This window comes from Ruegeria sp. C5, assembly GCF_056537605.1.
Genome location: NZ_JBQFRX010000003.1, coordinates 338181 through 360169 on the forward strand (window position 1 = coordinate 338181; position 21989 = coordinate 360169).

Genomic DNA, 21989 nt, shown 5'->3' on the forward strand with positions numbered 1-21989 from the left:
GCAATCAAAATTATGAAATTCTTTGATTGGATCGACCAAGTACACGAACGTTCCAATGGCGAAAGGCGCTGATGAACGCATATGCAAACTTGCAAACGCGGCTTTCAGAGTGGTGCAAAATTAGTGTTGCGCCAACATGGTTGACTGCCGACTGCTACAGTAACTGCAGGCTGATCATTGTTCGCGGAGCTTTGATGGGAATCGGTGAATTGAGCATGAGGACTATGCGTAAATACGGGCGACTATCCGGCTATGAGGGCGTGTAAAATTTGTGGAGGCAAAATAAACTGGTCGGAACATCATGCGAATTCACCAAGGCTTGGTATTGGCTTTTGAAGAGCAACATAAAAAAAGCCCCGCTTAGCAAAGTGCCAAGCGGGGCTTTCTGTATTCTGTTGGAAGCGGTTTTATTCTCTGTTGCCCAGTAGTTGCAGCAGGAACATGAACATGTTGATGAAGTCCAGATACAGGTTCAAAGCACCCATGATCGCCGCTTTGCCAAGCCATTCCTGATCGCCCGCATGAGCCATCTGCAGATAGGTGGTTTTGATCTTCTGCGTGTCATAGGCGGTCAGGCCGGCAAAGATCAGCACACCCAGGATCGACACTGCGAACATGATCGCTGGTGATTGCAGGAAGATGTTGATGACCATCGCAACGATCAGGCCAATCACACCCATCATCAGGAAGGTGCCCATGCCCGAAAGGTCTTTCTTGGTCACATAACCGTACAGCGAAAGACCTGCAAACGCGATCGAAGTCACCAGGAACACCTGCGCGATCGAAATGCCGGTGAATGCTACGAAAATCCAGCTCAGCGACAGGCCCATGACGGCTGCAAATGCATAGAAAAACAGCTGTGCGCCAGATGCAGACAGCCGGTTGATCGCAGCGCCAAAGCCAAACACCATCGCCAAAGGTGCAAACATCACGATCCAGCCCAGGATATTGGGGCTCAGCGTGACCGGATCACGGAAGATCGACAGCAGTTGCGGGCTCGAGCCCACGGCCCATGCCACGGCAAATGTGATCAGCATGCCTACGGACATCGTGCCGTAGACTTTGTTCATATGGGCGCGCAGGCCCTCGTCTATCTCGGCAGCGCGAGCGCCGGACGCCGTCCGGATCGTGTCGAATTGTGCCATATAGGGGTCTCCCTTCAATATTCTGTTCGCAGCCCACGGATGCGAGCCGGTTTCCCGGTAAATATCGGAGAGTGTGGCCCTCGTTTCAAGGGTTTTAAGCCTGAAACTCAGCAAAACTGTCGGCAATTTTTGCAACTGTCGCCAAAAAACCGGCGGCTTGGTCGCCAAATCCCTCAAGCCGCCGGTATTTTCGAATTAATACAGATGTTTGTGCCAGCTGTCGGGCGCGTCCCAGAACGGGCGCTCTGCTTCGTTACGCGCGTCTTTGCGTGAAACGCCGATGTCATTCAGTGCATCATCATCAAGCTGGGCGAGTTCGCGACGCTGACGAGCGAGGTTAAACAGGTCAAGTATCCGAGCACCAATCGCCTTACGCTTGATGCGACGAGGGGTTGAGATGGCTATATGGGTCATAATCATTGCCCTTTCCTGATTGTTTGATGAAACTTAGCGCTTCAATCAATTTCCTTGATCTATATGGAGCAGTCTGACATATTTTGGAAATGAATGTTTATGACGAGTCTCATAAGGAATCTTGAACATGCGAAATTTGGACATCACTACATTGCGGTCTTTCGTAGCTGTTGCTGATCATGGTGGCGTGACGCGTGCCGCTGGATTTCTTCACCTCACGCAATCTGCGGTCTCTATGCAGCTAAAACGGCTGGAAGAGCTTTTGGGCCTGGAATTACTGGATCGATCCGGTCGAACCATCGCGCTAACGGCGTCCGGAGAGCAGTTGCTGGCTTATGCGCGGCGGATGATTGCGTTGAATGATGAGGTAATCGGGCGGCTGACGGATCAGGCGTTTGAGGGCGAGGTCGTGCTAGGCGTACCGCATGACGTCGTTCATCCGTTCATCCCGCGCGTGTTGAAGCGTTTCAATGCCAGCTTTCCTCGGGTCAGCGTAAACTTGGTCACTTCCAACACGCGGCACTTGAAAGAAGAGTTCGCACGCGGAAGCTTCGATCTGATTGTGACTACGGAATCGGGTGCGGGCGAAGGTGCCGAAACCCTGCACCATATGCCTTTGCGTTGGGTTGGCGCGCTGAACGGATCTGCCTGGCGCCAAAAGCCTTTGCGGCTGGGGTTTTGCCGGAATTGCATTTTTCGCCCAGTCGCGACAGCGGCGCTGGATGATGCGGGAATCGAATGGGATATGAGCATCGACAGCGATTCCGACCGCACCGTTGAAGCCACCGTCAGCGCTGATCTGGCTGTGGGAGTTTTGCTGGAAGGCACCCAGCCCAGCCATCAGGAACTGATTGACCATGCCGGGGTTCTGCCGGATTTGCCTGTGCAGTTCATCAACCTCTATGGTGCCGAGCGGGTACGTGAGGAATACGTATCAGAGCTTGCGAACCTACTGCGCCAAAATTTCAATCATCCAACGGCGCAGCCGCTTAAAGTGGCGAGTTGATGCGGATCACCACCTTGCCAGTGGATTTGCGATCGCGCAGCAGTTCCAAACCTTTTGCTGCATCCTGCAAGGGCAGGACGTGGCTGATATGAGGCTTTATCCGGCCCTCAGAATGCCAGCGGAACAAGGTGCTGAAGCTGTCGCGCACGATCTCGGGTCTGAAATTCAGATAGCCGCCGATATATACGCCGATCACGGTCAGGTTCTTGACCAATAGATGGTTGGCCGGGATCTGGGGCAACTCACCTCCCGCAAATCCGATCGGTAACAAGCGGCCTTCCGGGTTGGTCGCGCGGAAGGCGGCCTTGAAGACATCTCCACCAATCGCATCGTAGACCACGTCAGCACCACCCAGAGCGAGAACGCGGTCGCGCAGGTCTTCGCTTGCGTCAAGCAAATGGTCTGCACCAGCTTTTTGTGCCACGGCCAATTTGTCATGCCCGCGGGCTTGGGCGATGACTGTCGCCCCCATCAGTTTTCCGATTTCAACTGCGGTCAATCCCACGCCACCGGCAGCACCGGTGACCAGTAGGGTCTCGCCCGATTGCAGTCGCGCCCGGTGCGCAAGAGCAATATGGCTGGTGCCATAGGCAATTTGGATCGCGGCCGCGTCTTCGAAACTCATGGAATCTGGAAGGGGAATTGCCCGGTCCGCATCAAAAACGCCTGATTCGGCCAGGCCGCCTTGACCCGAATAGACTGCAACACGATCACCCAACTTCAAATGCGCAGCATTGTTTCCAATTTCGGTGACAATCCCCGCAATCTCCATACCCAGCGTAAACGGTGCTTCGGGGGAGTCCTGATACGTGCCTTTCTGCATCAGAAGGTCTGCAAAGTTCAGGCCGCAGGCGCGGATTGCGATACGAACTTGGTTCTCTTGCAGCGGTACTTCGCGTGTTTCGCATAGCTGAGCGGGTGCCCCTTTGGTCTCGATACGAAATGCCTGCATCATTGGTCTCCGCTCTTTTGTCGCCATAGGCCGTTTGGCTTGACCGTTTGTCAATTCCATTCGCAATCTTCACAGCGTTAAACTGAATAGGGCGGATCAACTGTTTCCCATTTAGAAACTATTTATCTCTATGTTGGCCGTACAACCACAAACCACTGTTCGAATTCTCTGATTCAACCAGCTTGAAAAAATAACGGATTGCGGCAATATTGTACTATGGTGCTGTTCGGGGGGCACGATCCGAATTAGGGAGTTCTTAAGCAGCGACCCGCTAACTAAGCGGCGATTGCTGCTGTCGCGGTTTCCCGGACAGGTGTTTGTGTAAAGGAGACTACCAATGACCCATCACGTCGATGTCCATGTGGGCAAACGCGTCCGGCATCGCCGCTGGCTGATTGGCATGACTCAGCAGCAGTTGGCGCAGCAAGTTGGTATCAAGTTTCAACAAATCCAAAAATACGAAACAGGGGCCAACCGTATAAGCGCATCGCGTTTGTGGGACATTGCCGAAGCGTTGGATGTTCCCGTTAGCTTTTTCTTCGAGGGTCTTGAAGAGGCTCAGAAGTCGGATGCAGACAAGAAATCGGTTCCTGCGGATTTGATGGGTGACAAAGAAGCGCTTGATCTTGTTCGCTCGTATTATGCGATCCCGGAAAACCAGCGTCGCCGCCTGTTTGAACTGGCACGCGTGCTGAGCGACGTCGCCTGATACAAGCGCTTGACTTCGCGGGGTGTGGGGCGCACGGGTAAGCAATGCAAAACACCCTACGAAGCGATCTAGAGATTGCCGAAGAAATGGCCGACGCTGCGCGGGCGGCCATTCTTCCGTTTTTCCGCCAATCTAACCTGAAGACAGACAACAAACTCGATGCCGGTTTTGATCCGGTGACAGCCGCTGATCGCGAAGCAGAAAAAGCAATGCGTAGGGTGCTGGCTGATCACCGGCCTGAGGACGGTATCCTGGGGGAAGAGTTCGGTCATTCCGAGGGAACTACCGGACGAGTTTGGGTGCTGGACCCAATTGATGGCACGCGCGGTTTCATAAGTGGTACGCCCACATGGGGTGTTCTGATCGCCCTAAGCGATGAGACTGGACCGAAGCTTGGTGTGATCGATCAGCCCTATATCGGCGAACGTTTTATCGGAGATAAAGAGCACGCATTTGTCAAAGGCCCTTTGGGACGCACAGAACTTGGGACGCGTGACACTCGATCTCTGGACCAGGCGATCATCTTCACCACTTTCCCGGAGGTTGGCAGCGCGGTCGAGGCCGCCGCATTCAAGGCGGTTTCTCAGAAAACGAAGCTGACACGCTATGGGATGGATTGTTATGCCTACGCGTTGCTCGCTGCAGGTCAAACCGATCTAGTGGTCGAGGCCGGATTGAATTCCTACGATATCCAGGCCCCAATCGCGGTGATCGAGGCCGCGGGTGGTATTGTGACGGATTGGCAGGGCAATCCGGCTCATAATGGTGGGCGTGCGCTCGCTGCAGCCAATACTGAGATTCATGCGGCAGCGCTAGAAATTCTGAAGCAATACTAAACGGGTTGCCGACCCTTCTTTGCGACTTTAAACTGATCACGGCTGGTTCTTACGCCCGTTTTCCACCAGCCCATCACTCCATGCATGAGACGGGCAGTATGCGGGAGTGCGAAAATGACAGAATTTCTGATCCGTAACGCCGATATGATCCTGACGATGGATGATGATCGGCAAGAGCTTGCAGGCGCTGATCTGCTGGTTCGGGATGGTAAGATTGCCCAGATTGGCCAGCGCCTTACGAGCGATGGCGAAATACATGATGCAAATGGGTGTGTTGTGACCCCCGGTCTGGTGAACACCCATCACCATCTCTACCAAACGCTCACCCGCGCGGTTCCCGGCGGGCAGGACGCATTGTTGTTTGGTTGGTTGCGAACGCTCTATCCCATCTGGTCCCGCTTTGGTCCTGACGAGATGTTTATATCTGCCCAGATCGGATTGGCCGAGATGGCACTGTCCGGCTGCTCGCTTAGCTCTGACCACCTTTACCTATATCCAAATGGCGCGCGGCTTGAACACACGATCCATGCAGCGTCAGAGCTGGGGCTGCGTTTTCATCCCACGCGTGGGGCTATGAGCATTGGCGAAAGTGATGGTGGACTGCCTCCTGATGCTTTGGTCGAATCCGAGCAGGCTATTCTGGAGGATATGATCCGTGTCGTAGACGCCTATCACGACCCATCTGAGGGTTCGATGTGTCGCGTTGGTTTGGCGCCATGTTCGCCGTTCTCGGTTAGCCGAGACTTGATGCGTGATGCCGCGCTGTTGGCGCGCGACAAAGGTGTGATGCTGCACACCCATCTGGCGGAGAACGATGAGGATATTGCCTATTCTCAAGATCAGTTCGGATGTAGACCCGGCCAATACGCCGAAGAATTAGGCTGGACCGGTTCGGATGTCTGGCACGCTCATTGTGTCAAGCTGGATGGCGCCGAGATTGACCTGTTTGCACGTAGCCGAACCGGCGTTGCGCACTGTCCATGTTCCAATTGTCGTCTTGGTTCAGGTATCGCGCCAGTCCGAAAAATGCGTGATCAAGGCGTGCCAGTCGGGTTGGGCGTGGATGGATCAGCCAGCAACGACAGCGGCAATCTGATGGCCGAGGCGCGCCAGTCTATGCTGCTGCAACGAGTCGCAAACGGCGCTGACGCCATGTCGGCCCGTGAGGCGCTTGAGATCGCCACCCGAGGCGGGGCGGATGTGTTGAATCGGCCCGATTGCGGCCGGCTTATGCCCGGTAAACGAGCTGATATTGCCATTTGGGACGTGCAAGGAATTGAAAGTGCAGGCAGTTGGGACCCCGCTGCGCTCCTTCTGGCCGGACCGACGCGTGTCAAACACCTCTTTGTCGAGGGACGCCAGATTGTTCGTAACAGTCAGATCGCCACGATCGACCTGCCAAGGGTCATAGAAACCCAGAATCGTCTGGCACGCGCGCTGGCAGAATAGCGGATCCGCTCTTCATCTGGCTAAAAATACCTCCGCCGGAGGCATGGGCCATAGGCCCATTCCTATCAACCAGAAACAGCTCGTCCGGCGATCCAGGTATCGGTTACGGCACGGTCATCACCCATCATGATGGTCGGGAACACCGCTTCCCAAAGATCATCAGCATGAGCTTCGCGCTGGGCGATAGCAGGCGTCGATGCGAGGTTCAGCACCGCCAGATCGGCTTCCATGCCCACGGCGATGTTTCCAATACGGTCATCCATCCGCAGGGTACGAGCCGATCCCACCGTTCCAAGCCAAAGCAATTGCGACGGGTGCAGAGGATAACCCCGCAATTGACCAATCTCATAGGCCGCAGCCATTGTGCGCAGCATTGAAAAACTTGAGCCGCCTCCGGTGTCGGTGGCCAAGCCCACGCGGTGCCCTGAGTGGATCAGACCATTCATGTCAAACAGGCCAGAGCCGATAAACGTGTTTGAAGTGGGGCAGTGGATCAGGGCTGCATCTACCTCGCGCAGACGATCCCGCTCTCGGTCTTCCAGATGGATCGCGTGCCCATAAAGGCCATTTCCGCCCAGCAATCCAAACTGCTCGTACGTATCCAGATAGTCGCGCGTGTCGGGGAACAGGAATCGGACCCATTCGATCTCATCGGTCTGTTCGCTCAGATGGGTTTGCATCAGGCAGTCGGGATGCTCGGCCCAAAGCGCGCCCATCGCCTCCAGCTGTTCTGGCGTCGATGTCGGCGAAAATCGTGGAGTGATGGCGTAAGATATGCGATCAACCCCATGCCACTTTTCAAGCAGAGCTTTGGACTGGTCGTACCCGGTTTGTGCAGTATCCCGCAGCCCCTCAGGCGCATTGCGATCCATGCAAGTTTTACCCGCGATGACCCGCTGCCCACGCGCCTGCGCCGCGGTAAAGAAGGCATCGACACTCTCGGGATGAATGGTGCAAAAGCTGCACATGGTTGTGGTGCCGTGGGCAGCGGTCAGGTCCAGATATCTATTCGCAATTTCAGCGGCATAGGCGGGGTCGTCAAACTTCATCTCTTCAGGGAACGTGTAGCTGTTCAGCCAATCGATCAGCCGCTTTCCCCAGCTCGCGATCATTGCCGTCTGCGGATAGTGGACATGAGAATCCACTAATCCCGCCATGATCAGGTGATCGCCATAATCCTTAATGTTGGCGTCGGGATGCGCGTCAGACAGGTCGGACGCCTGGCCCAGTGCCGCGATGCGGCCATCTTCGATCAGGACGGCTTGGTGAATTTTGGTCGCATCGGTGGGCTCACCTTCGAACGGTGATCCGTTGAAGCTAAGCACACGTCCCTTCAGAAGCGTCTTTTGCGCCATTTGTTCTGTTCTCCGCCTGTTTTGGACCGCCAACCAGCATAGGGGCGCGAAAGATGCGGGTAAATTGGACCATTGTCATTGTTTTCCGGTAGCTGCTTCTTCTATCTAGGGGCAATCGACAAGAAAGAGGGGCAGCGCATGACGACAGGCAACGACGAAGCCAGACCCGATCAGCCCCGCGATGAGGACGCCTATGCGCTGGACCCGCGAACCGTTGCGGCCATCCTTTATGCGGTTGATGTCGAAGATCGTGCCAAGCTGATTGAGCTGATGGAGCCGCTGCACGCGGCCGATATCGCTGACCTTCTGGAACAGATCAATCCTTACGACCGTGCGCGCCTGATCCGGCTGTATGACAAAGAGTTCGACGGCGATATCCTGTCGGAGCTCGACGAGTCAGTTCGGGAAGAAGTAATCAATGTCCTGAAACCGGACGTTCTGGCCGAAGCCGTTCGGGATATGGAAAGTGATGACGTTGTTGACCTTCTGGAAGACCTTGAAGAGCCGCAGCAAGAAACCATCCTGGGCGCGCTTGAAGACTCCGAACGCGTCGCGGCAGAGCAAGCCCTATCTTATCCAGAAAACTCTGCTGGCCGCCTTATGCAGCGCGAGGTGGTCATGGCGCCCGATCACTGGACCGTGGGGCAGGCCATCGATTTCATGCGTGCCAACGACGATTTGCCGGAACAGTTTTATCACGTCATACTTGTTGACCCGCGATTGAAACCGGTTGCTCAGGTCACGCTGGGCAAGTTGATGGCAACCCGGCGCGAGGTGCCGCTGCAGGACATTGCCGAAGATGAATTCCACACCATCCCCGTCGAACAGGATGAAGAGGACGTGGCCTATGCGTTCAATCAGTATCACCTGATTTCGGCTCCGGTCGTGGATGGCGACGGTCGTTTGGTCGGTGTTATCACTATCGACGATGCGATGGTGGTCCTGGACGAAGAATACGAAGAGGATATGCTGCGTCTTGCGGGCGTCTCGGACGAAAGCTCTCTGTCCGATAGTGTAGCGGCAACCAGTAGGCGCCGCTTGCCTTGGCTTGGTGTCAATCTGGTTACGGCGATTTGCGGATCGCTGGTGATTTCTCAGTTTGAGGCCGCGATTGATCAACTGGTGGCGCTCGCGATTCTGATGCCGATCGTCGCCTCGATGGGGGGCAATGCCGGGACCCAATCACTTACCGTTGCAGTGCGGGCGTTGGCAACACGCGACCTGACCGGCTCGAACGTAGGGCGCGTGATCCGGCGAGAACTGCTGGTGGGAATGCTCAACGGGCTGTGTTTCGCTATCGTGTTGGGAACCGTCGGGATGATGTGGTTCGACTCCCCGCTGCTGGGTGTCGTGATCGGATCTGCGCTGGTCGTGAACATGATCATCGCGGGCTTTGCTGGTACGGTAGTACCGGTCGTGCTGGACCGTCTGGGTGTTGACCCGGCGCTGGCGTCAGGAACCTTTGTGACCACGACAACGGATGTCATGGGGTTCTTCATCTTTCTGGGGCTTGCCAGCGTGGTGCTATTGTGAACGAGACAACCGATCTGACCGAAATCAAGGCCGCAGCGCGCAAGGCGGCATTCGCGCGACGCAAGGTAGCGTTTGATATGCGCATCCCGGGCGCGGCCGGGCGCTTGTCCGAGGTTCTGGCGGGTCATCGCGGTGTTCCCATGTCTGGCTACATGCCGATCCGCACCGAAATCGACCCGCTGCCTGCAATGGCCGAGGCTTCTGCATATGGTCCAGTGGGCGTGCCTGCCATTCAGGCCGCAGGGCAGGCGTTGCGCTTCTCTCGATGGACGCCTGAGGGCATACTGAAAGATGGACCCTTCGGCGCGAAAGTGCCCGAGATCGATGACTATTTCGACCCGGAAATCCTGATCGTGCCACTGGTTGCGTTTGATGCGAAGGGTGGCCGCTTGGGCTATGGCGGCGGCTTCTATGATCGCACGCTTGAAGGGTTGCGCGCCAAGCGCCCGACGCTTGCCATAGGATTTGCGTTTGATGCGCAGGAAGCCGAACATCTGCCGCTGGAGCCGACCGATCAAGCACTCGATATGGTGATTACTGAAAGCCGGGTGCTAACTTTCTAAGTTATCCCTCGCTATGCGCGATCGCGATTTCCTTTACATTGGCAGGCTTCAGGCTGAGTGATTGTTTGCTTCTGCCTTGTTATTGCCACTTCCAGCCCCTAGGACCGCAATCATGAGGATTTTGTTTCTTGGTGACGTCATGGGGCGCTCGGGTCGCGCCGCCATCCAGCAGCATCTGCCACGCCTGCGTGACGAATGGCGGCTGGATTTTGTCGTTGTCAACGGCGAGAACTCCTCGAACGGAATGGGGCTGAGCGGGGACCACGCCAAGCTGCTTTTGGACGCGGGAGCCGATTGTATCACCTTGGGCGATCATGCTTTCGACCAGAAAGACATGCTGCAGTTTATTGAGAAAGAACCTCGCATCGTGCGTCCGTTGAATTATGCCAAAGGGGCACCGGGGCGAGGGCATCGACTGTTCACCGCGCCGGGCGGTCGCAAGGTTCTGGTGGTGCAGGTGTTAGGGCAGGTCTTCATGAAACGCCCCTTTGACGATCCCTTTTCGGCCATTGAACCGATCCTGAAATCGCACCCACGCGGCGGCCAGGCGCAGGCGATCATCGTCGACATGCATTGCGAGGCAACGTCCGAGAAGATGGCGATGGGCCATTATTGCGACAAACGCGCGAGTCTTGTGGTTGGGACGCATACGCATGTGCCTACCGCGGATGCGCAGGTATTGCCGGGCGGTACAGGATACCTGACCGATGCCGGGATGTGCGGCGACTATGACTCGGTCATCGGAATGGACAAGCAGGAACCGATGCGCCGGTTCATAACCGGGATGCCCAAGGCGCGGTTTACGCCTGCGACCGGTGAGGCGACCTTGAGCGGAGTTTTTGTCGAAACCGATGACCGCGATGGAAGCGCAAAATCCGTGCAGATGATTCGTGTTGGCGGGCGGTTGCAGCAGTCTAAACCCTGAAAAGCACGTCAGACTTGCCCCGCCGCACGCAATACGTGAAACTACCTATTAGGCGCGTGTGCCAGATCAGGGTTCGGACAGAATACCAAGAATGCAATTCCTTCAACTGACAGAGATGGGCAGCGCAATTCTGGCGCTGATGATCGTAGCGGGCATGTTCATCATGTTTCTGCGCGAGGTCTATCCGACCGAAGTCGTCGCAATCGGCGGGGCGGCCCTGATGCTGGCAACCGGTATCCTGCCCTATCAAAGTGCGCTTGCAGTCCTTTCGAATCCCGCGCCGTGGACCATCGGCGCGATGTTCATCATCATGGGTGCCTTGGTGCGCACCGGAGCGCTTGATGCCTTCACCTCGCTCGCGCAGAAGCAGGCGCAGGTGAACCCTCGGTTTGCTATCGGGTTATTGATGGCGTTTGTCGTCGTCGCTTCGGCGGTGGTGTCGAACACACCGGTTGTTGTTGTAATGATCCCGGTCTTTATCCAGATCGCCCGCACGCTGAACGTTTCGGCGTCCAAATTGTTGATCCCGCTCAGCTATGCGGCGATCCTTGGGGGTACGCTGACGCTGATTGGCACCTCGACTAACCTGTTGGTCGATGGTGTGGCCCGCGCACAGGGTATGACGGCGTTTTCGATCTTCGAGGTTACCCCGCTGGGCATCGCGCTGGTGATCTACGGTATGGTGTACCTGCGCTTCATTGCGCCACGACTGCTACCCGAGCGTGACAGCATGGCTGAGATGCTCAGCGACCGGTCCAAGATGAAGTTCTTTACTGAGGCGGTTATCCCACCCGACAGCAATCTGATCGACCGCGAAGTGACCGGTGTTCAGCTGTTCAAGCGCCCCGGTGTGCGCCTGATCGACGTCATCCGAGGCGATGATTCACTGCGGCGGAACCTTAAGGGGGTGACGCTGAAAGTGGGCGACAGGGTAGTTTTGCGCACCGAGATGACCGAATTGCTGAGTCTTCAAAGCAACAAGGAACTCAAGCGCGTGGATCAGGTCTCAGCTGTTGAGACCAAGACGGTTGAGGTTCTGATCACGCCGGGCTGCCGTATGGTCGGTCGAACGCTTGGTGCGATGCGGTTACGTCGCCGATATGGTGTCTACGTCCTGGCGGTTCATCGCAGGAACCAGAATATCGGGCGTCAGTTGGATGCTTTGACCGTGCGCGTCGGGGATACGCTGCTGTTAGAGGGCTCGCCTGCGGATATCCAGAAGCTGGCCGCCGATATGGATATGGTCGATGTTACGCAACCTTCGGCACGAGCGTTTCGCCGCAGCCATGCGCCCATAGCCATCGGTGCGCTGGTCGGGATCGTCGCCCTGGCGGGGTTGGGCGTGGCACCGATTTTGCTGTTGTCGATCATCGCCGTTGCTGTGGTTTTGCTGACCCGATGTATCGACGCGGATGAGGCGTTCTCATTTGTCGAAGGCCGATTGCTGGCCCTGATCTTCTCCATGCTCGCAATTGGGGCTGCGCTCGATAAATCGGGCGCGGTTACACTGATTGTCGAAGCGGTCGCACCGGCGCTTGGCATGTTGCCACCTTTCTTGATCATATGGGCCGTATATCTGTTGACCTCGGTGCTAACCGAATTGGTTTCGAACAACGCCGTGGCGGTGGTGGTCACTCCGATCGCGATCTCTCTGGCTCAGGCTGTAGGAATTGATCCGCGCCCGCTGGTGGTCGCGGTGATGGTGGCGGCATCGGCATCCTTTGCGACGCCGATTGGCTATCAGACCAACATGATGGTGTATGGCCCGGGTGGGTACAGATTCACCGATTTTCTGAAAGTTGGTGTGCCGCTGAACCTGACTGTGGGTCTGCTGGCGTCACTTCTTATTCCGTTCATCTGGCCGCTCTGACACTGGCACGGATTCGCCGACCTGGTGTTTCGGGCCTTGTAAATGTCGATATCGTCACAATCTTTTTGCCTAAGATGAATGTGAAAGGATGGGATCATGCCTTTTCCAAAACTCGGGCAGGCCATTGTGGCCGGAGCAATCGTATTGGCCTTGCTGGGCAGCCAAAGCTCGGCAGGAACAGTCACTGGCACGGCAACCTACCGTGAACGGATCGCCCTGCCACCGGATGCGACGCTATTTGTCGAATTGCAGGATATCTCTCGGGCCGATGCGGCAGCGGTCACGCTGGCGGCGCAACGCTATGCGTTGAACGGAGTGCCCTCGGAATTTGAACTGACTTTTGATGACGCGCTGATCCGCGAGGGGATGACCTATGCAGTACGCGGGTCGATCTATCGCGGGGGTGAGCTGTTGTTTACGACGGATACGGTCCATCCCGTGCTGACCAACGGCGAAGGCAATTCGGCTGATCTTGTGCTGGTGCAGGCCGGTGCTCAGAGCCCCGCGACCCTGGAAGGGACTGAGTGGACAGCCATCGGTATCGGTGGAACCGTGCTCGACACAAAACGGCCGCCCCAGCTTTCCTTCGCTCAAGGTGGTGCGTTCGGTGGCACGGGCGGTTGCAACCGGTTTTCTGGGCAAGCCGAGATCACCGGCAACAGCCTTGAGTTTCCAGACAATATGGCCGCGACTTTAATGGCGTGCCCGCCAGAACTGGACGAGGTCGAGGATCAGTTCTTTGCTGCCCTGCAAAACGTGACGAACTATGCCGTTGCCGGCGACAGCATGGTTTTGCTCGATGCTGCAGGTGAGCCGATACTGAAATTCGTGCGCACCCAGTAATCAGGCCACTGCGCGGGACCTTCCTGCGTTGCGACCCGAGAAGATGCAACCGCCCAGAAACGTGCCCTCTAGCGCGTTGTACCCGTGGTAGCCGCCGCCGCCAAAGCCCGCGACCTCTCCGGCTGCAAACAAGCCAGGGACGATTTGTCCATTGGCGCCGATCATCTGACTGTCCAGATTGGTCTGCAGCCCGCCCAGTGTCTTGCGGGTCAGTACGTGCAGCTTGACCGCGATTAGCGGGCCGTTTGATGGATCGAGGAACTTGTGCGGTTTGGCCGTCCGGATCAGCTTGTCGCCCCGATAATTGCGTGCCGCAAGGATGGCCATCATCTGGGCGTCTTTGGAAAACGGATTGTCGACCTGAGAATCCCGTGCCTCGATCTGGGTGCGCAGATGCGTCTCGTCTATCAGACCCCCGCCTAATTGGTTCATGCCGCTGACCAATTCAGTCAGCGTGTTGGCGACGACGAAATCCTCGCCCTTTTCCTTGAACGCCTCGACCGGCCCAGTCGCCTTGGTGCCAGACAGGATGCGCTGACGGATCACCTCTTTCCAGCTCCCCGAAGTGAAATCCGGGTTCTGCTCGGACCCCGAAAGTGCAAATTCCTTTTTGATGATCTTCTGGGTCAGAACGAACCAGCTGTATTCATATCCGGTTTTCAGGATCTCTTTCAGCGTTCCCAGCGTATCGAACCCTGGCAGGCAAGGGGGTTGCAGGCGATTGCCGCGCGCATCGAACCACATCGAACTTGGGCCGGGTAGAATACGTATACCGTGCGCGGGCCAGATCGGATCCCAATTGCGCACCCCTTCGGTGTAATGCCACATTCTGTCGCCGTTGATGACATGTCCGCCAGCTTTCTCGCTGATCGGGATCATGCGGCCATCGACATGAAACGGAACGCCTGCCACCATATCTTTGGGCGGTTCACCCAGCCGGTCGCGGGGCCAGTTCTGTCTCACCATTTCAAAATTCCCACCGATCCCACCAGAGGTGACAATAACCGAAGGGGCATAGACTTCGAATTCGCCTACTTCGTCCCGGTTGGTCTTGCCACCTCTTTGAATGCCGTCATCGGCCAGGACTTCCCCTGACACGCCTTTGGCAGAACCATTTTGCATAATGATGTGGCTGACTTGGTGACGGAACTTCAGTTGGATCAAGCCGGCGTCGACATGCGCGCGGACGCGGCGGATAAAATGCTCAAGTACACCTGGGCCGGTTCCCCAAGTGATGTGAAAGCGCGGGACCGAGTTGCCATGTCCGTCCGCATAAGAACCGCCGCGTTCGGCCCAGCCCACGACGGGAAACCAGCGCAGCCCCATTTCATGCAGCCACGGACGCATTTCACCTGCGGCGAACTCGACATAGGCTTCAGCCCATTTGCGGGGCCAGTTGTCTTCATCGCGGTCAAACTGCGCGCTGCCCATCCAGTCGCGCAGCGCCAGATCGTGGCTGTCGCGGATGCCCATGCGACGTTGCTCGGGGGTGTCGACCATGAACAGGCCGCCGAGGCTCCAAAACGCCTGTCCACCCAGAAAATGCTCGGGCTCCTGATCCAGCACGATCACCCGCTTGCCCCGGTCGCCCAATTCGGCCGCCGCCGAGAGGCCCGCAAGGCCGCCTCCGATCACGATCGCATCTGCGGTGTTATTGGTCATCGAATGTCCTTTCAGCGGCTGCGGAACCAAAGGATGAAGGGGGTTACGACCACATACATCGTGATACCATAAACGGCGGCGGGAACGGCAAGTGGGCTGAAGCCGGTCGTGGTGCCGGTGATCAAAGCTGCCAGCGTAATTCCCATCGCCGAATTCTGAATGCCAGTCTCGACCGAGATCGTTTTCGCCTCACTCCATGTCAGATTGGCGATGCGCGCCAGCCCCAGACCGATCAGCAACAGCGCAACGTTCAACGCGATCAGAGCTGCCCCAATCGAGCTGAGGCTTTGGATGAAGAACTGCCAGTTTCCGGCCAGTGCCGCCGCGACGATCAGCACGAACAGTATCGATGCGAGCGTCGAAAGCGGGCCGTCGACCCGAATGGCGAACCCCCTTGCAAAGTGACGTATGGCGACACCAATGGCGACTGGTAGGGTCGTGATCAGGAACAGCGCGGTGGCTAATGCGCTGATCGAAACTTTGGGTGCGGCCTCGCCCATGAAATGATCTATGGACCATGCGGCCAGAATGGGGACGGTCACGATGGACAGCAGGCTGATCACCGCTGTCAGGCTGACCGACAGCGCCACATCACCTTTGGCAAATTTTGCGAGGATGTTGCTGGTGACCCCACCGGGGCAAAAGCTTAAAAGCATGACACCCACGGCGATTTCAGCGGGCAGTCCGAACAGAGTGACCGTCGCGAAGGCAGCCAATGGTATCAGCACAACTTGACTGATGGCGCCAATGGCGAAGGGGTACCCCCGCGCCAAAACCCGGCGGAAATCGGCGGCTTCTAGCCCGATCCCCAGTGACAACATGATAATGGCCAGCGAAATGGGCAGGCCAACGTTGATAAGCAGGTCCAAGAACAACTCCTCCCAAAGTCATTCGGGCCAGCCTATGCGAGGGGTCGTAGATCAGGCAACAACGCCGTTGGGTCACCCGTAGCGTTGAGCAAACCGGCGCAGGATTTCACCCGGCTCCGTAACGTCTGCGGCATGGCACATATCGATCAAGCTTTGCGCATCCTCTGGCGGAAAATAGCCGTGGTCCTTGTAGATGTTGATCCGCTGCTCAAAATCTTTGGCGTCCGCTTCGGGGTGGAATTGGGTGGCATAGACATTCTGCCCCCAGCGGATCATCTGAAACGGGCAGGGGTCAGACGCTACCAGATGAACGCAGCCATCCGGCAGTAACTGCACGGCTTCCTTATGTCCCACAAACGCTTCGAATTTCGGCTTTAGGCCTGCGGTCAAGGGGTCTTGGGCGCCATCCTCTGTCAGACGGCAGTCGGACGGTCCGACCGGTTCGCCAAATTGCCGTTTGCTGACATCTCCGCCCAAATGTACGGCGAGAATACCCAAGCCATAGCAGCAGCCCATGAACGGGTGATCTTTCGCAGTGATCTGGGGCATCAGTCCCATGATTGCGCCTTCGATCTTTGCATCCAGCGCGGATTTGGTGGTCGGATCGTCGCTGACGCAGCCGGGACCCCCACCCACGATGACACCAGCGTAATCGACGACATCCAACCCTTCGGGCAGGTCTTCGCAATCCAGCCGGATGCGATGAGTTTGCGCAGGGCTCAGCCCGGTTTTGTCCAGTATCGAGGCATATTCGGCATCCGATGCATCGGTTTCCGGGCGCAGTTGCAGGATCAGAAAGCGTTTCATAGACAGCCTTTAGCCATCAAAGCGGCCAGAACACAAGGATCGCGGGGATCGAGACCGCGATGATCAGGATTTCCAGCGGCAGCCCCATGCGCCAGTAATCACCAAAACGGTATCCTCCGGGACCAAGCACCAGCGTATTGTTCTTGTGCCCAATGGGCGTCAGAAACGCGGCAGACGCCGCAACGGCCACCGTCATCAGAAACGGATCTGGCGACACCTCAAGCGTGCGCGCCATCTGAATGCCAACAGGGGCCGCGACAATGGCGGTGGCTGTGTTGTTCAACACATCGGACAGGGTCATCGTCACGACCATCAGTACGGTCAGGATTGCCCAGGCGGGCAGGCCGTTGGTCAGCTGAATCAAGGCGTTGGCGATCAACTCGGTTCCGCCCGAGGTTTCAAGCGCGCTGCCCAATGGGATCATTGACCCCAGCAATACAACCACCGGCCATTCGATGTGGTTGTAGATATCCGCAATCGGCATGATCTTGGTCAGCACATAGGCGACGACCACGAACCCCAGTGCGATCGGCAGATAGATCAGCCCGATACTGGCCGCCAACACGGCTGCGGCAAACAGGCCGATGGCAAGCCAGGCTTTATCATTCGCGGTTACATTCAAGCCGCGCTCGGCCAGGGGCAGGCAGCCGAGCCACTCGGTGACATCGGGTGCTCGGTCGCGCGGGCACAGCAGCAATAAGATGTCGCCGGGCTCGACCTCGGTTTTGCGAACCTGACTGGTGATCCGGCGCCCTTGGCGTGAAATGCCCATCAGGACTGTACTCTGTCGCCAGGCCAGTCCTAACGCCTGCGCAGTTCGCCCAGTGATGCGCGCGCTTTCGGGGACAACGACTTCAACCACTTCCAGCCCTTCGCCTTCGGCAGTCAAAACCTCCTGCCGACGGGCGTCCGAGAAATCCAGATTGAGCGCGGCGCGGAACTCATCCAGCGCTTCGGGGCGTGCTTCCAGAACAAGCGCATCGCCTTCATGCAGGGTTGCGTGGGTTGATCGACCATAGCGTCGCTTTCCGTCCCGGATCAGGCCGATGATAGCGACGTCAGATTTCTCGGCGGCCTCATAAAGCTCACTGACCCGTTTCCCGATATGGGGCGATTCAGGCGGGATCGTCAGTTCGGCGATGTATTCGGCCAAAACTTCCGAGGTTTCTTCCTGCGCGCCGCGATTGGGAATGAGGCGCCAGCCGATCAGCGCGACGAACGCCAGCCCCGCAATTGCAGCCAATCCGCCCACCGGTGCGAAATCGAACATGTGAAACGGTTCGCCCAGTGTTTCAGCCCTGATCGAGGCGATGATGATATTTGGCGGCGTACCAATCAGCGTGGCCATCCCTCCCAGGATCGTCGCAAAGCTGAGCGGCATCAGGCTAAGGCCGACCGGGCGCCCCGCTTTGCGCGCGGTCTGGATATCGACTGGCATCAGTAGCGCCAGCGCCGCGACGTTGTTCATGAAGGCCGATAGGATCGCCCCGATGCCGCCCATTAGCGCGATATGCGCGCCCAATCCGCGCGATGCGTCGACCAGTGTGCGCGTGATCATGAACACTGCACCCGAGCGCACCAGACCGGCAGAAACCACCAGCACCAACGCCACGATGATCGTGGCCGGGTGCCCGAACCCGGCAAAGGCATTGTCAACGGGCACCACACCCAGCGTGACCGCGATCATCAAGGCGGTGAATGCTACAAGGTCATAGCGGAACCGCCCCCAGAGCAGCATTCCGAAAACGGCGATGAAAAGGGAAAAAAGAATGATCTGATCTGTCGTCATACCGCCACCATAGTCACGGGCGAAGACAGGGCAAGCCGCTCTCTTGATCCTTTGCCCCGCAAACGTCTATATGAGCGCCAAACACGCAATCACGATGACGAGGACGCACCATGGCAGGCCACTCCAAATGGGCCAATATCCAACACCGCAAGGGACGTCAGGACGCCGCGCGGTCCAAACTGTTTTCCAAGCTGTCGAAAGAGATCACGGTCGCCGCCAAGATGGGCGACCCCGATCCCGACAAGAACCCGCGCCTGCGTCTGGCGGTGAAAGAGGCCAAGTCGAATTCGGTGCCCAAGGACGTGATCGACCGTGCGATCAAGAAGTCCGTAGCAGGCGAGGGCGATGAATACGAAGAAATCCGGTATGAGGGCTATGGTCCCAACGGTGTGGCCGTGATTGTTGAAACGATGACCGACAATCGGAACCGTACCGCCTCGACTGTTCGTTCGACCTTTTCGAAGAATGGTGGAAACTTGGGTGAAACCGGCTCGGTCGGGTTCATGTTCGACCGCAAGGGCGAAGTTGTGTATCAGGCAGACGCAGGCGATGCGGATACGATTTTCGAAGCCGCGATCGAGGCCGGGGCAGAGGATGTCGAAAGCTCGGATGACGGTCACATCATCTGGTGCGCAGATACGGATCTGAACGATGTGTCAAACGCGCTGGAAGAGGCGCTGGGCGAATCCGAATCCACCAAGCTGGTCTGGAAGCCGACAACGACGACCGAGTTGGGTCTGGAAGACATGCAAAAGCTGATGAAATTGGTGGATGCATTGGAAGACGACGACGACGTTCAGCGCGTGACCACTAACTTCGAAGCGACCGACGAGGTTATGGCGCAGCTCTGATGCATCGGACAAACGCCAGATGAACCAAACCCGGCCCAGCGGCCGGGTTTTTCTGTTGCAGCTGCGCGTTTTACACAAGCCTTGGTCCTGAAGCCTCTTGCGATTAAACTCAGATCATTGAGGCTGAAGGACCTGAAAGGCAACCGTAGGCACATCATGCAGAGCATCGCAAATGGCGAGTAAATCGACTGATCCGGCCCGACGAAATGTCCCGGTTCTGGCTAGCCAAAGTATCCTTTCCCAGGTGGCGTGGACTTTGGGCAGCCCGTCTATCGTATTGCCATTCCTTGCGGTCTCGCTGGAGTTACCGATGTTCCTTGCCGGTGCATTGGTGTCGATCCGCATGGTTGGCAGCATGATCTCGGACGTGTTTTTCGCCCGCTCCATTGCTGCGCAGGCGCGGAAGAAACGCGGGATTGCCCTGACCGAGATCGGAATTGGCGGTTGCCTTCTGATGGCCCTTTTGATCGCGGCTACCGGCAGTGTCTCATTGACGGCCATTGCCTTTGTGATCGCCTTTTTCATGATTGGGCTTATTGAAGAAAGCCAATCCCTGATGCTGTCTGACCTGTTGGGCGATCATCTGAAATCGAAATCCCGGATGGTTATCCGTTATCTCCAATTGGGCGCGGGAGGTCTTTGTGCCATCGGCTTGGTGTTGCTGATACACGAGATCACGAAAGAGTACCCGCCATTCTCGCGGCATTCCGCGGTGATTGCGGCCTCGGTCGTGTTTTTCTTGTTTTCAGCATTATGCATTCTCGGCATGGCCGAGATCGCCCCCGATGAATCCGGTAATGGAAAACCTAAAGGTGCAGGACGTCAATCGCTGCAGAACATCATCTCCGGAATCGTAAGTATGTTCGAACAGCCATGGTTCCGGCGCTATATGGCTCTGCGGCTTCCTTTGGTTGTCGTATCGCTGTCGGTTCCGTTTTTTGCGCTCATCGCTGCCGAGGCACATCACAACTCGGCCAAGGGTTTGACGGCCATGATCATCTCATCCGCGTCCGGCTATCTGGTCTCGGCGCCCTTGTGGCAACTGGTGAACATGAAATCACACCGTACCGTGATGGTCGCGGGCAACTTGTTGGTCGCTGTGACAGGGATCGTTTTGTTGGCGTTCCACTATGCCGGTATCGATCACGAAGTTCACTTGCACGCGATTGCCCTGTTTGTCGTCTCGGTGGCGACAACCGGAATTTCCAGTGCGCGCCAGCTGTATTTTTTAGATGTTGCGCCCAAGGAACAACGTATTCAGGGCGCAGCAGCCATCAAATCCATCTGCAGACTCGCTGCCGTTGCACTGTCTGCAATTTTGGCTGCGGTTGCACATATGCACGAGGTTGCCGCTGCCATCGTGTTTATCGTGCTGGCCAGCATCTGGGCGGCATTTAGCTGTTACCGCATCGCGAAACCGCAAAAGGCTTCAGAGTCGCAGGCCTAATCTGCCGCCGGTGCGATCAGTTGCTGCGTTGCCGCGCGACGTACCGCTTGGGTCAAGGGTGCAAGGGCAGGGGCAAGGACACGCCCGATCTGCCAGGTCAGTTCGATATCGAGCGGCGCATCGGGGATTACTTCACAAATCTGCCCGTTTGCGATCGCTCTTCTTACAAGGCTTTCGGGGTTCATACCCCATCCTAAACCGGCGATTGCCGCGTCAACAAAGGCATTTGTGGACGGCAGAAAGTGAGACGGTGGCGAAAGACGGCTGCCTGTCTGGGCATATATCCAGGATTTCTGCAGATTATCTTTACGGTTGAAGGTCAAGCAGGGGGCCTGTGCCAGGGATTTGGCGGAAACCCCATCAGAAAACCACCGCTGCATGAAGCCGGGGCTCGCGGTCGGCAAATAGCGCAAAGTGCCCAACGCAATGGCATCGCATCCGGTAATGTTCTGACCATCCACCGTTATCGCCGCACTTACGTCGCCACGCCGCAGCCAGTCAGCCGAATGGTCCTGATCGTCAATTACAAGGTCGAACAGTATGTCTTCGGCGCGCGCCATCGCGTCGATAAACCATGTGGCCAGACTGTCAGCCGGTAGCGCGACGCGAACCCGTACCGGACCTTCACGCTGATCCAAAGTCAGCTCTCGCGCCAGCTTTGCCTCCAACAGGCCGATATCTTCGGCATGACGGGCGATCCGCAGACCCGCCGGAGTGCCGGTGCATGGGGTGCCGCGATGAATGAGGGCCGCACCAACACGATCCTCCAACGCCTTGATCCTCTGCGAAATAGCCGACGGGGTGACGGATAGCTCTGCGGCTGCGGCCTCAAAGCTGCCGTGTCGCAAGATCGCCGCCAATGCTGATAGCTGATGAGGGTCGAGGAGCATTAGAGTTACTTAATCTGGGTAATCATCATTAATTTGATAGATTCACACTGGCCATGTAGTCAACGAGCATCGAC

20 protein-coding genes are annotated in these 21989 nt (G+C 57.0%); 11 read left to right on the plus strand and 9 right to left on the minus strand.

Translation table 11 applies throughout. The features are described 5' to 3' along the window. Positions 1 to 407: 407 nt before the first annotated feature. Together ACR0AW_RS13230 and ACR0AW_RS13235 are read right to left on the minus strand one after the other, a co-directional pair. On the minus strand, positions 408 to 1145 hold the full coding sequence (locus tag ACR0AW_RS13230; RefSeq protein WP_010441904.1) for a Bax inhibitor-1/YccA family protein: 738 nt from the start codon (positions 1143 to 1145) through the stop codon (positions 408 to 410). 195 nt (positions 1146 to 1340) lie between these two features. Next, the gene (locus ACR0AW_RS13235) at positions 1341 to 1559 is read right to left on the minus strand and encodes a YjiS-like domain-containing protein (protein ID WP_170594665.1); all 219 of its coding nucleotides are present in this window, start codon (positions 1557 to 1559) and stop codon (positions 1341 to 1343) included. Positions 1560 to 1686: 127 nt separating this feature from the next. Between ACR0AW_RS13235 and ACR0AW_RS13240 the strand changes: the two genes are divergently transcribed. Beyond that, positions 1687 to 2565 (plus strand): LysR family transcriptional regulator, encoded by an 879-nt coding sequence (locus ACR0AW_RS13240; RefSeq protein WP_170392200.1) that lies wholly within the window; start codon positions 1687 to 1689, stop codon positions 2563 to 2565. On the opposite strand, the gene ACR0AW_RS13245 is transcribed toward ACR0AW_RS13240, so the two are convergent. Next, positions 2549 to 3517: an NADPH:quinone oxidoreductase family protein gene (locus ACR0AW_RS13245; protein WP_170732959.1), complete on the minus strand. Its 969-nt coding sequence runs from the start codon at positions 3515 to 3517 to the stop codon at positions 2549 to 2551. The genes ACR0AW_RS13240 and ACR0AW_RS13245 overlap by 17 nt on opposite strands. A 337-nt stretch (positions 3518 to 3854) precedes the next feature. Here ACR0AW_RS13245 and ACR0AW_RS13250 point away from each other — a divergent pair, with 337 nt between their 5' ends. The 3 genes from ACR0AW_RS13250 to ACR0AW_RS13260 all read left to right on the plus strand — a co-directional run bounded on the left by ACR0AW_RS13250 (position 3855) and on the right by ACR0AW_RS13260 (position 6511). Next, a complete protein-coding gene (locus tag ACR0AW_RS13250) occupies positions 3855 to 4226 on the plus strand; it encodes a helix-turn-helix domain-containing protein (RefSeq protein WP_170343628.1) in 372 nt (123 codons plus the stop codon). 44 nt (positions 4227 to 4270) lie between these two features. Further along, entirely contained in the window at positions 4271 to 5062 is a 792-nt protein-coding gene (gene hisN / locus ACR0AW_RS13255) for a histidinol-phosphatase (protein ID WP_170392196.1), read from the plus strand. A gap of 114 nt (positions 5063 to 5176) precedes the next feature. After that, on the plus strand, positions 5177 to 6511 hold the full coding sequence (locus ACR0AW_RS13260) for an 8-oxoguanine deaminase (RefSeq protein ID WP_170512368.1): 1335 nt from the start codon (positions 5177 to 5179) through the stop codon (positions 6509 to 6511). A 65-nt stretch (positions 6512 to 6576) separates the two neighbouring features. Here ACR0AW_RS13260 and guaD read toward each other — a convergent pair whose 3' ends face one another. Continuing rightward, positions 6577 to 7866, minus strand: coding sequence for a guanine deaminase (guaD, locus tag ACR0AW_RS13265; protein ID WP_170732958.1), 1290 nt, complete (start codon positions 7864 to 7866; stop codon positions 6577 to 6579). Between the two features lie 138 nt (positions 7867 to 8004). Between guaD and mgtE the strand changes: the two genes are divergently transcribed. From mgtE to ACR0AW_RS13290, 5 genes are all read left to right on the plus strand, one after another. Next, complete coding sequence (mgtE, locus tag ACR0AW_RS13270) at positions 8005 to 9399, plus strand: magnesium transporter (protein ID WP_170563935.1); 1395 nt, start codon at positions 8005 to 8007, stop codon at positions 9397 to 9399. After that, positions 9396 to 9962 (plus strand): 5-formyltetrahydrofolate cyclo-ligase, encoded by a 567-nt coding sequence (locus ACR0AW_RS13275; RefSeq protein WP_170732957.1) that lies wholly within the window; start codon positions 9396 to 9398, stop codon positions 9960 to 9962. The genes mgtE and ACR0AW_RS13275 overlap by 4 nt, the downstream gene beginning before the upstream one ends. A gap of 112 nt (positions 9963 to 10074) precedes the next feature. Beyond that, positions 10075 to 10887 carry a TIGR00282 family metallophosphoesterase gene (locus ACR0AW_RS13280; RefSeq protein ID WP_170732956.1) on the plus strand — a complete coding sequence of 271 codons (813 nt, stop codon included), beginning with the start codon at positions 10075 to 10077 and terminating at the stop codon, positions 10885 to 10887. A gap of 91 nt (positions 10888 to 10978) precedes the next feature. Beyond that, positions 10979 to 12757, plus strand: coding sequence for an SLC13 family permease (locus ACR0AW_RS13285; RefSeq protein ID WP_170392185.1), 1779 nt, complete (start codon positions 10979 to 10981; stop codon positions 12755 to 12757). A gap of 96 nt (positions 12758 to 12853) precedes the next feature. Further along, the gene (locus ACR0AW_RS13290; protein ID WP_170401560.1) at positions 12854 to 13600 is read left to right on the plus strand and encodes a YbaY family lipoprotein; all 747 of its coding nucleotides are present in this window, start codon (positions 12854 to 12856) and stop codon (positions 13598 to 13600) included. Here the strand turns inward: ACR0AW_RS13290 and ACR0AW_RS13295 are convergent, their stop codons facing one another. From ACR0AW_RS13295 to ACR0AW_RS13310, 4 genes are all read right to left on the minus strand, one after another. Then, positions 13601 to 15262, minus strand: a complete 1662-nt coding sequence (locus ACR0AW_RS13295) for an FAD-binding dehydrogenase (RefSeq protein WP_170732955.1) — start codon at positions 15260 to 15262, stop codon at positions 13601 to 13603. Between the two features lie 11 nt (positions 15263 to 15273). Further along, a complete protein-coding gene (locus tag ACR0AW_RS13300; protein ID WP_170732954.1) occupies positions 15274 to 16131 on the minus strand; it encodes a bile acid:sodium symporter family protein in 858 nt (285 codons plus the stop codon). Positions 16132 to 16203: 72 nt separating this feature from the next. Continuing rightward, positions 16204 to 16938, minus strand: coding sequence for a glutamine amidotransferase (locus ACR0AW_RS13305; protein WP_170732953.1), 735 nt, complete (start codon positions 16936 to 16938; stop codon positions 16204 to 16206). A 16-nt stretch (positions 16939 to 16954) separates the two neighbouring features. Further along, entirely contained in the window at positions 16955 to 18727 is a 1773-nt protein-coding gene (locus ACR0AW_RS13310; RefSeq protein ID WP_170732952.1) for an SLC13 family permease, read from the minus strand. Between the two features lie 110 nt (positions 18728 to 18837). Between ACR0AW_RS13310 and ACR0AW_RS13315 the strand changes: the two genes are divergently transcribed. Continuing rightward, the gene (locus ACR0AW_RS13315; protein WP_170392173.1) at positions 18838 to 19578 is read left to right on the plus strand and encodes a YebC/PmpR family DNA-binding transcriptional regulator; all 741 of its coding nucleotides are present in this window, start codon (positions 18838 to 18840) and stop codon (positions 19576 to 19578) included. 172 nt (positions 19579 to 19750) lie between these two features. Beyond that, positions 19751 to 21025 carry an MFS transporter gene (locus tag ACR0AW_RS13320; RefSeq protein ID WP_170420736.1) on the plus strand — a complete coding sequence of 425 codons (1275 nt, stop codon included), beginning with the start codon at positions 19751 to 19753 and terminating at the stop codon, positions 21023 to 21025. On the opposite strand, the gene ACR0AW_RS13325 is transcribed toward ACR0AW_RS13320, so the two are convergent. Next, entirely contained in the window at positions 21022 to 21915 is an 894-nt protein-coding gene (locus tag ACR0AW_RS13325; RefSeq protein ID WP_170732951.1) for a LysR family transcriptional regulator ArgP, read from the minus strand. The genes ACR0AW_RS13320 and ACR0AW_RS13325 overlap by 4 nt on opposite strands. Between the last annotated feature and the right edge of the window lie 74 nt (positions 21916 to 21989).

Coding starts and splice junctions, on each gene's coding strand:
- ACR0AW_RS13240 (WP_170392200.1), top strand. CDS start 1,687: ATGCGAAATTTGGACATCACTACATTGCGGTCTTTCGTAGCTGTTGCT.
- ACR0AW_RS13325 (WP_170732951.1), bottom strand. CDS start 21,915: ATGCTCCTCGACCCTCATCAGCTATCAGCATTGGCGGCGATCTTGCGA.
- mgtE (WP_170563935.1), top strand. CDS start 8,005: ATGACGACAGGCAACGACGAAGCCAGACCCGATCAGCCCCGCGATGAG.
- ACR0AW_RS13290 (WP_170401560.1), top strand. CDS start 12,854: ATGCCTTTTCCAAAACTCGGGCAGGCCATTGTGGCCGGAGCAATCGTA.
- hisN (WP_170392196.1), top strand. CDS start 4,271: ATGCAAAACACCCTACGAAGCGATCTAGAGATTGCCGAAGAAATGGCC.
- ACR0AW_RS13295 (WP_170732955.1), bottom strand. CDS start 15,262: ATGACCAATAACACCGCAGATGCGATCGTGATCGGAGGCGGCCTTGCG.
- ACR0AW_RS13260 (WP_170512368.1), top strand. CDS start 5,177: ATGACAGAATTTCTGATCCGTAACGCCGATATGATCCTGACGATGGAT.
- ACR0AW_RS13320 (WP_170420736.1), top strand. CDS start 19,751: ATGGCGAGTAAATCGACTGATCCGGCCCGACGAAATGTCCCGGTTCTG.
- ACR0AW_RS13235 (WP_170594665.1), bottom strand. CDS start 1,559: ATGACCCATATAGCCATCTCAACCCCTCGTCGCATCAAGCGTAAGGCG.
- ACR0AW_RS13285 (WP_170392185.1), top strand. CDS start 10,979: ATGCAATTCCTTCAACTGACAGAGATGGGCAGCGCAATTCTGGCGCTG.
- ACR0AW_RS13230 (WP_010441904.1), bottom strand. CDS start 1,145: ATGGCACAATTCGACACGATCCGGACGGCGTCCGGCGCTCGCGCTGCC.
- ACR0AW_RS13245 (WP_170732959.1), bottom strand. CDS start 3,517: ATGCAGGCATTTCGTATCGAGACCAAAGGGGCACCCGCTCAGCTATGC.
- ACR0AW_RS13250 (WP_170343628.1), top strand. CDS start 3,855: ATGACCCATCACGTCGATGTCCATGTGGGCAAACGCGTCCGGCATCGC.
- ACR0AW_RS13280 (WP_170732956.1), top strand. CDS start 10,075: ATGAGGATTTTGTTTCTTGGTGACGTCATGGGGCGCTCGGGTCGCGCC.
- ACR0AW_RS13305 (WP_170732953.1), bottom strand. CDS start 16,938: ATGAAACGCTTTCTGATCCTGCAACTGCGCCCGGAAACCGATGCATCG.
- ACR0AW_RS13315 (WP_170392173.1), top strand. CDS start 18,838: ATGGCAGGCCACTCCAAATGGGCCAATATCCAACACCGCAAGGGACGT.
- ACR0AW_RS13310 (WP_170732952.1), bottom strand. CDS start 18,727: ATGACGACAGATCAGATCATTCTTTTTTCCCTTTTCATCGCCGTTTTC.
- guaD (WP_170732958.1), bottom strand. CDS start 7,866: ATGGCGCAAAAGACGCTTCTGAAGGGACGTGTGCTTAGCTTCAACGGA.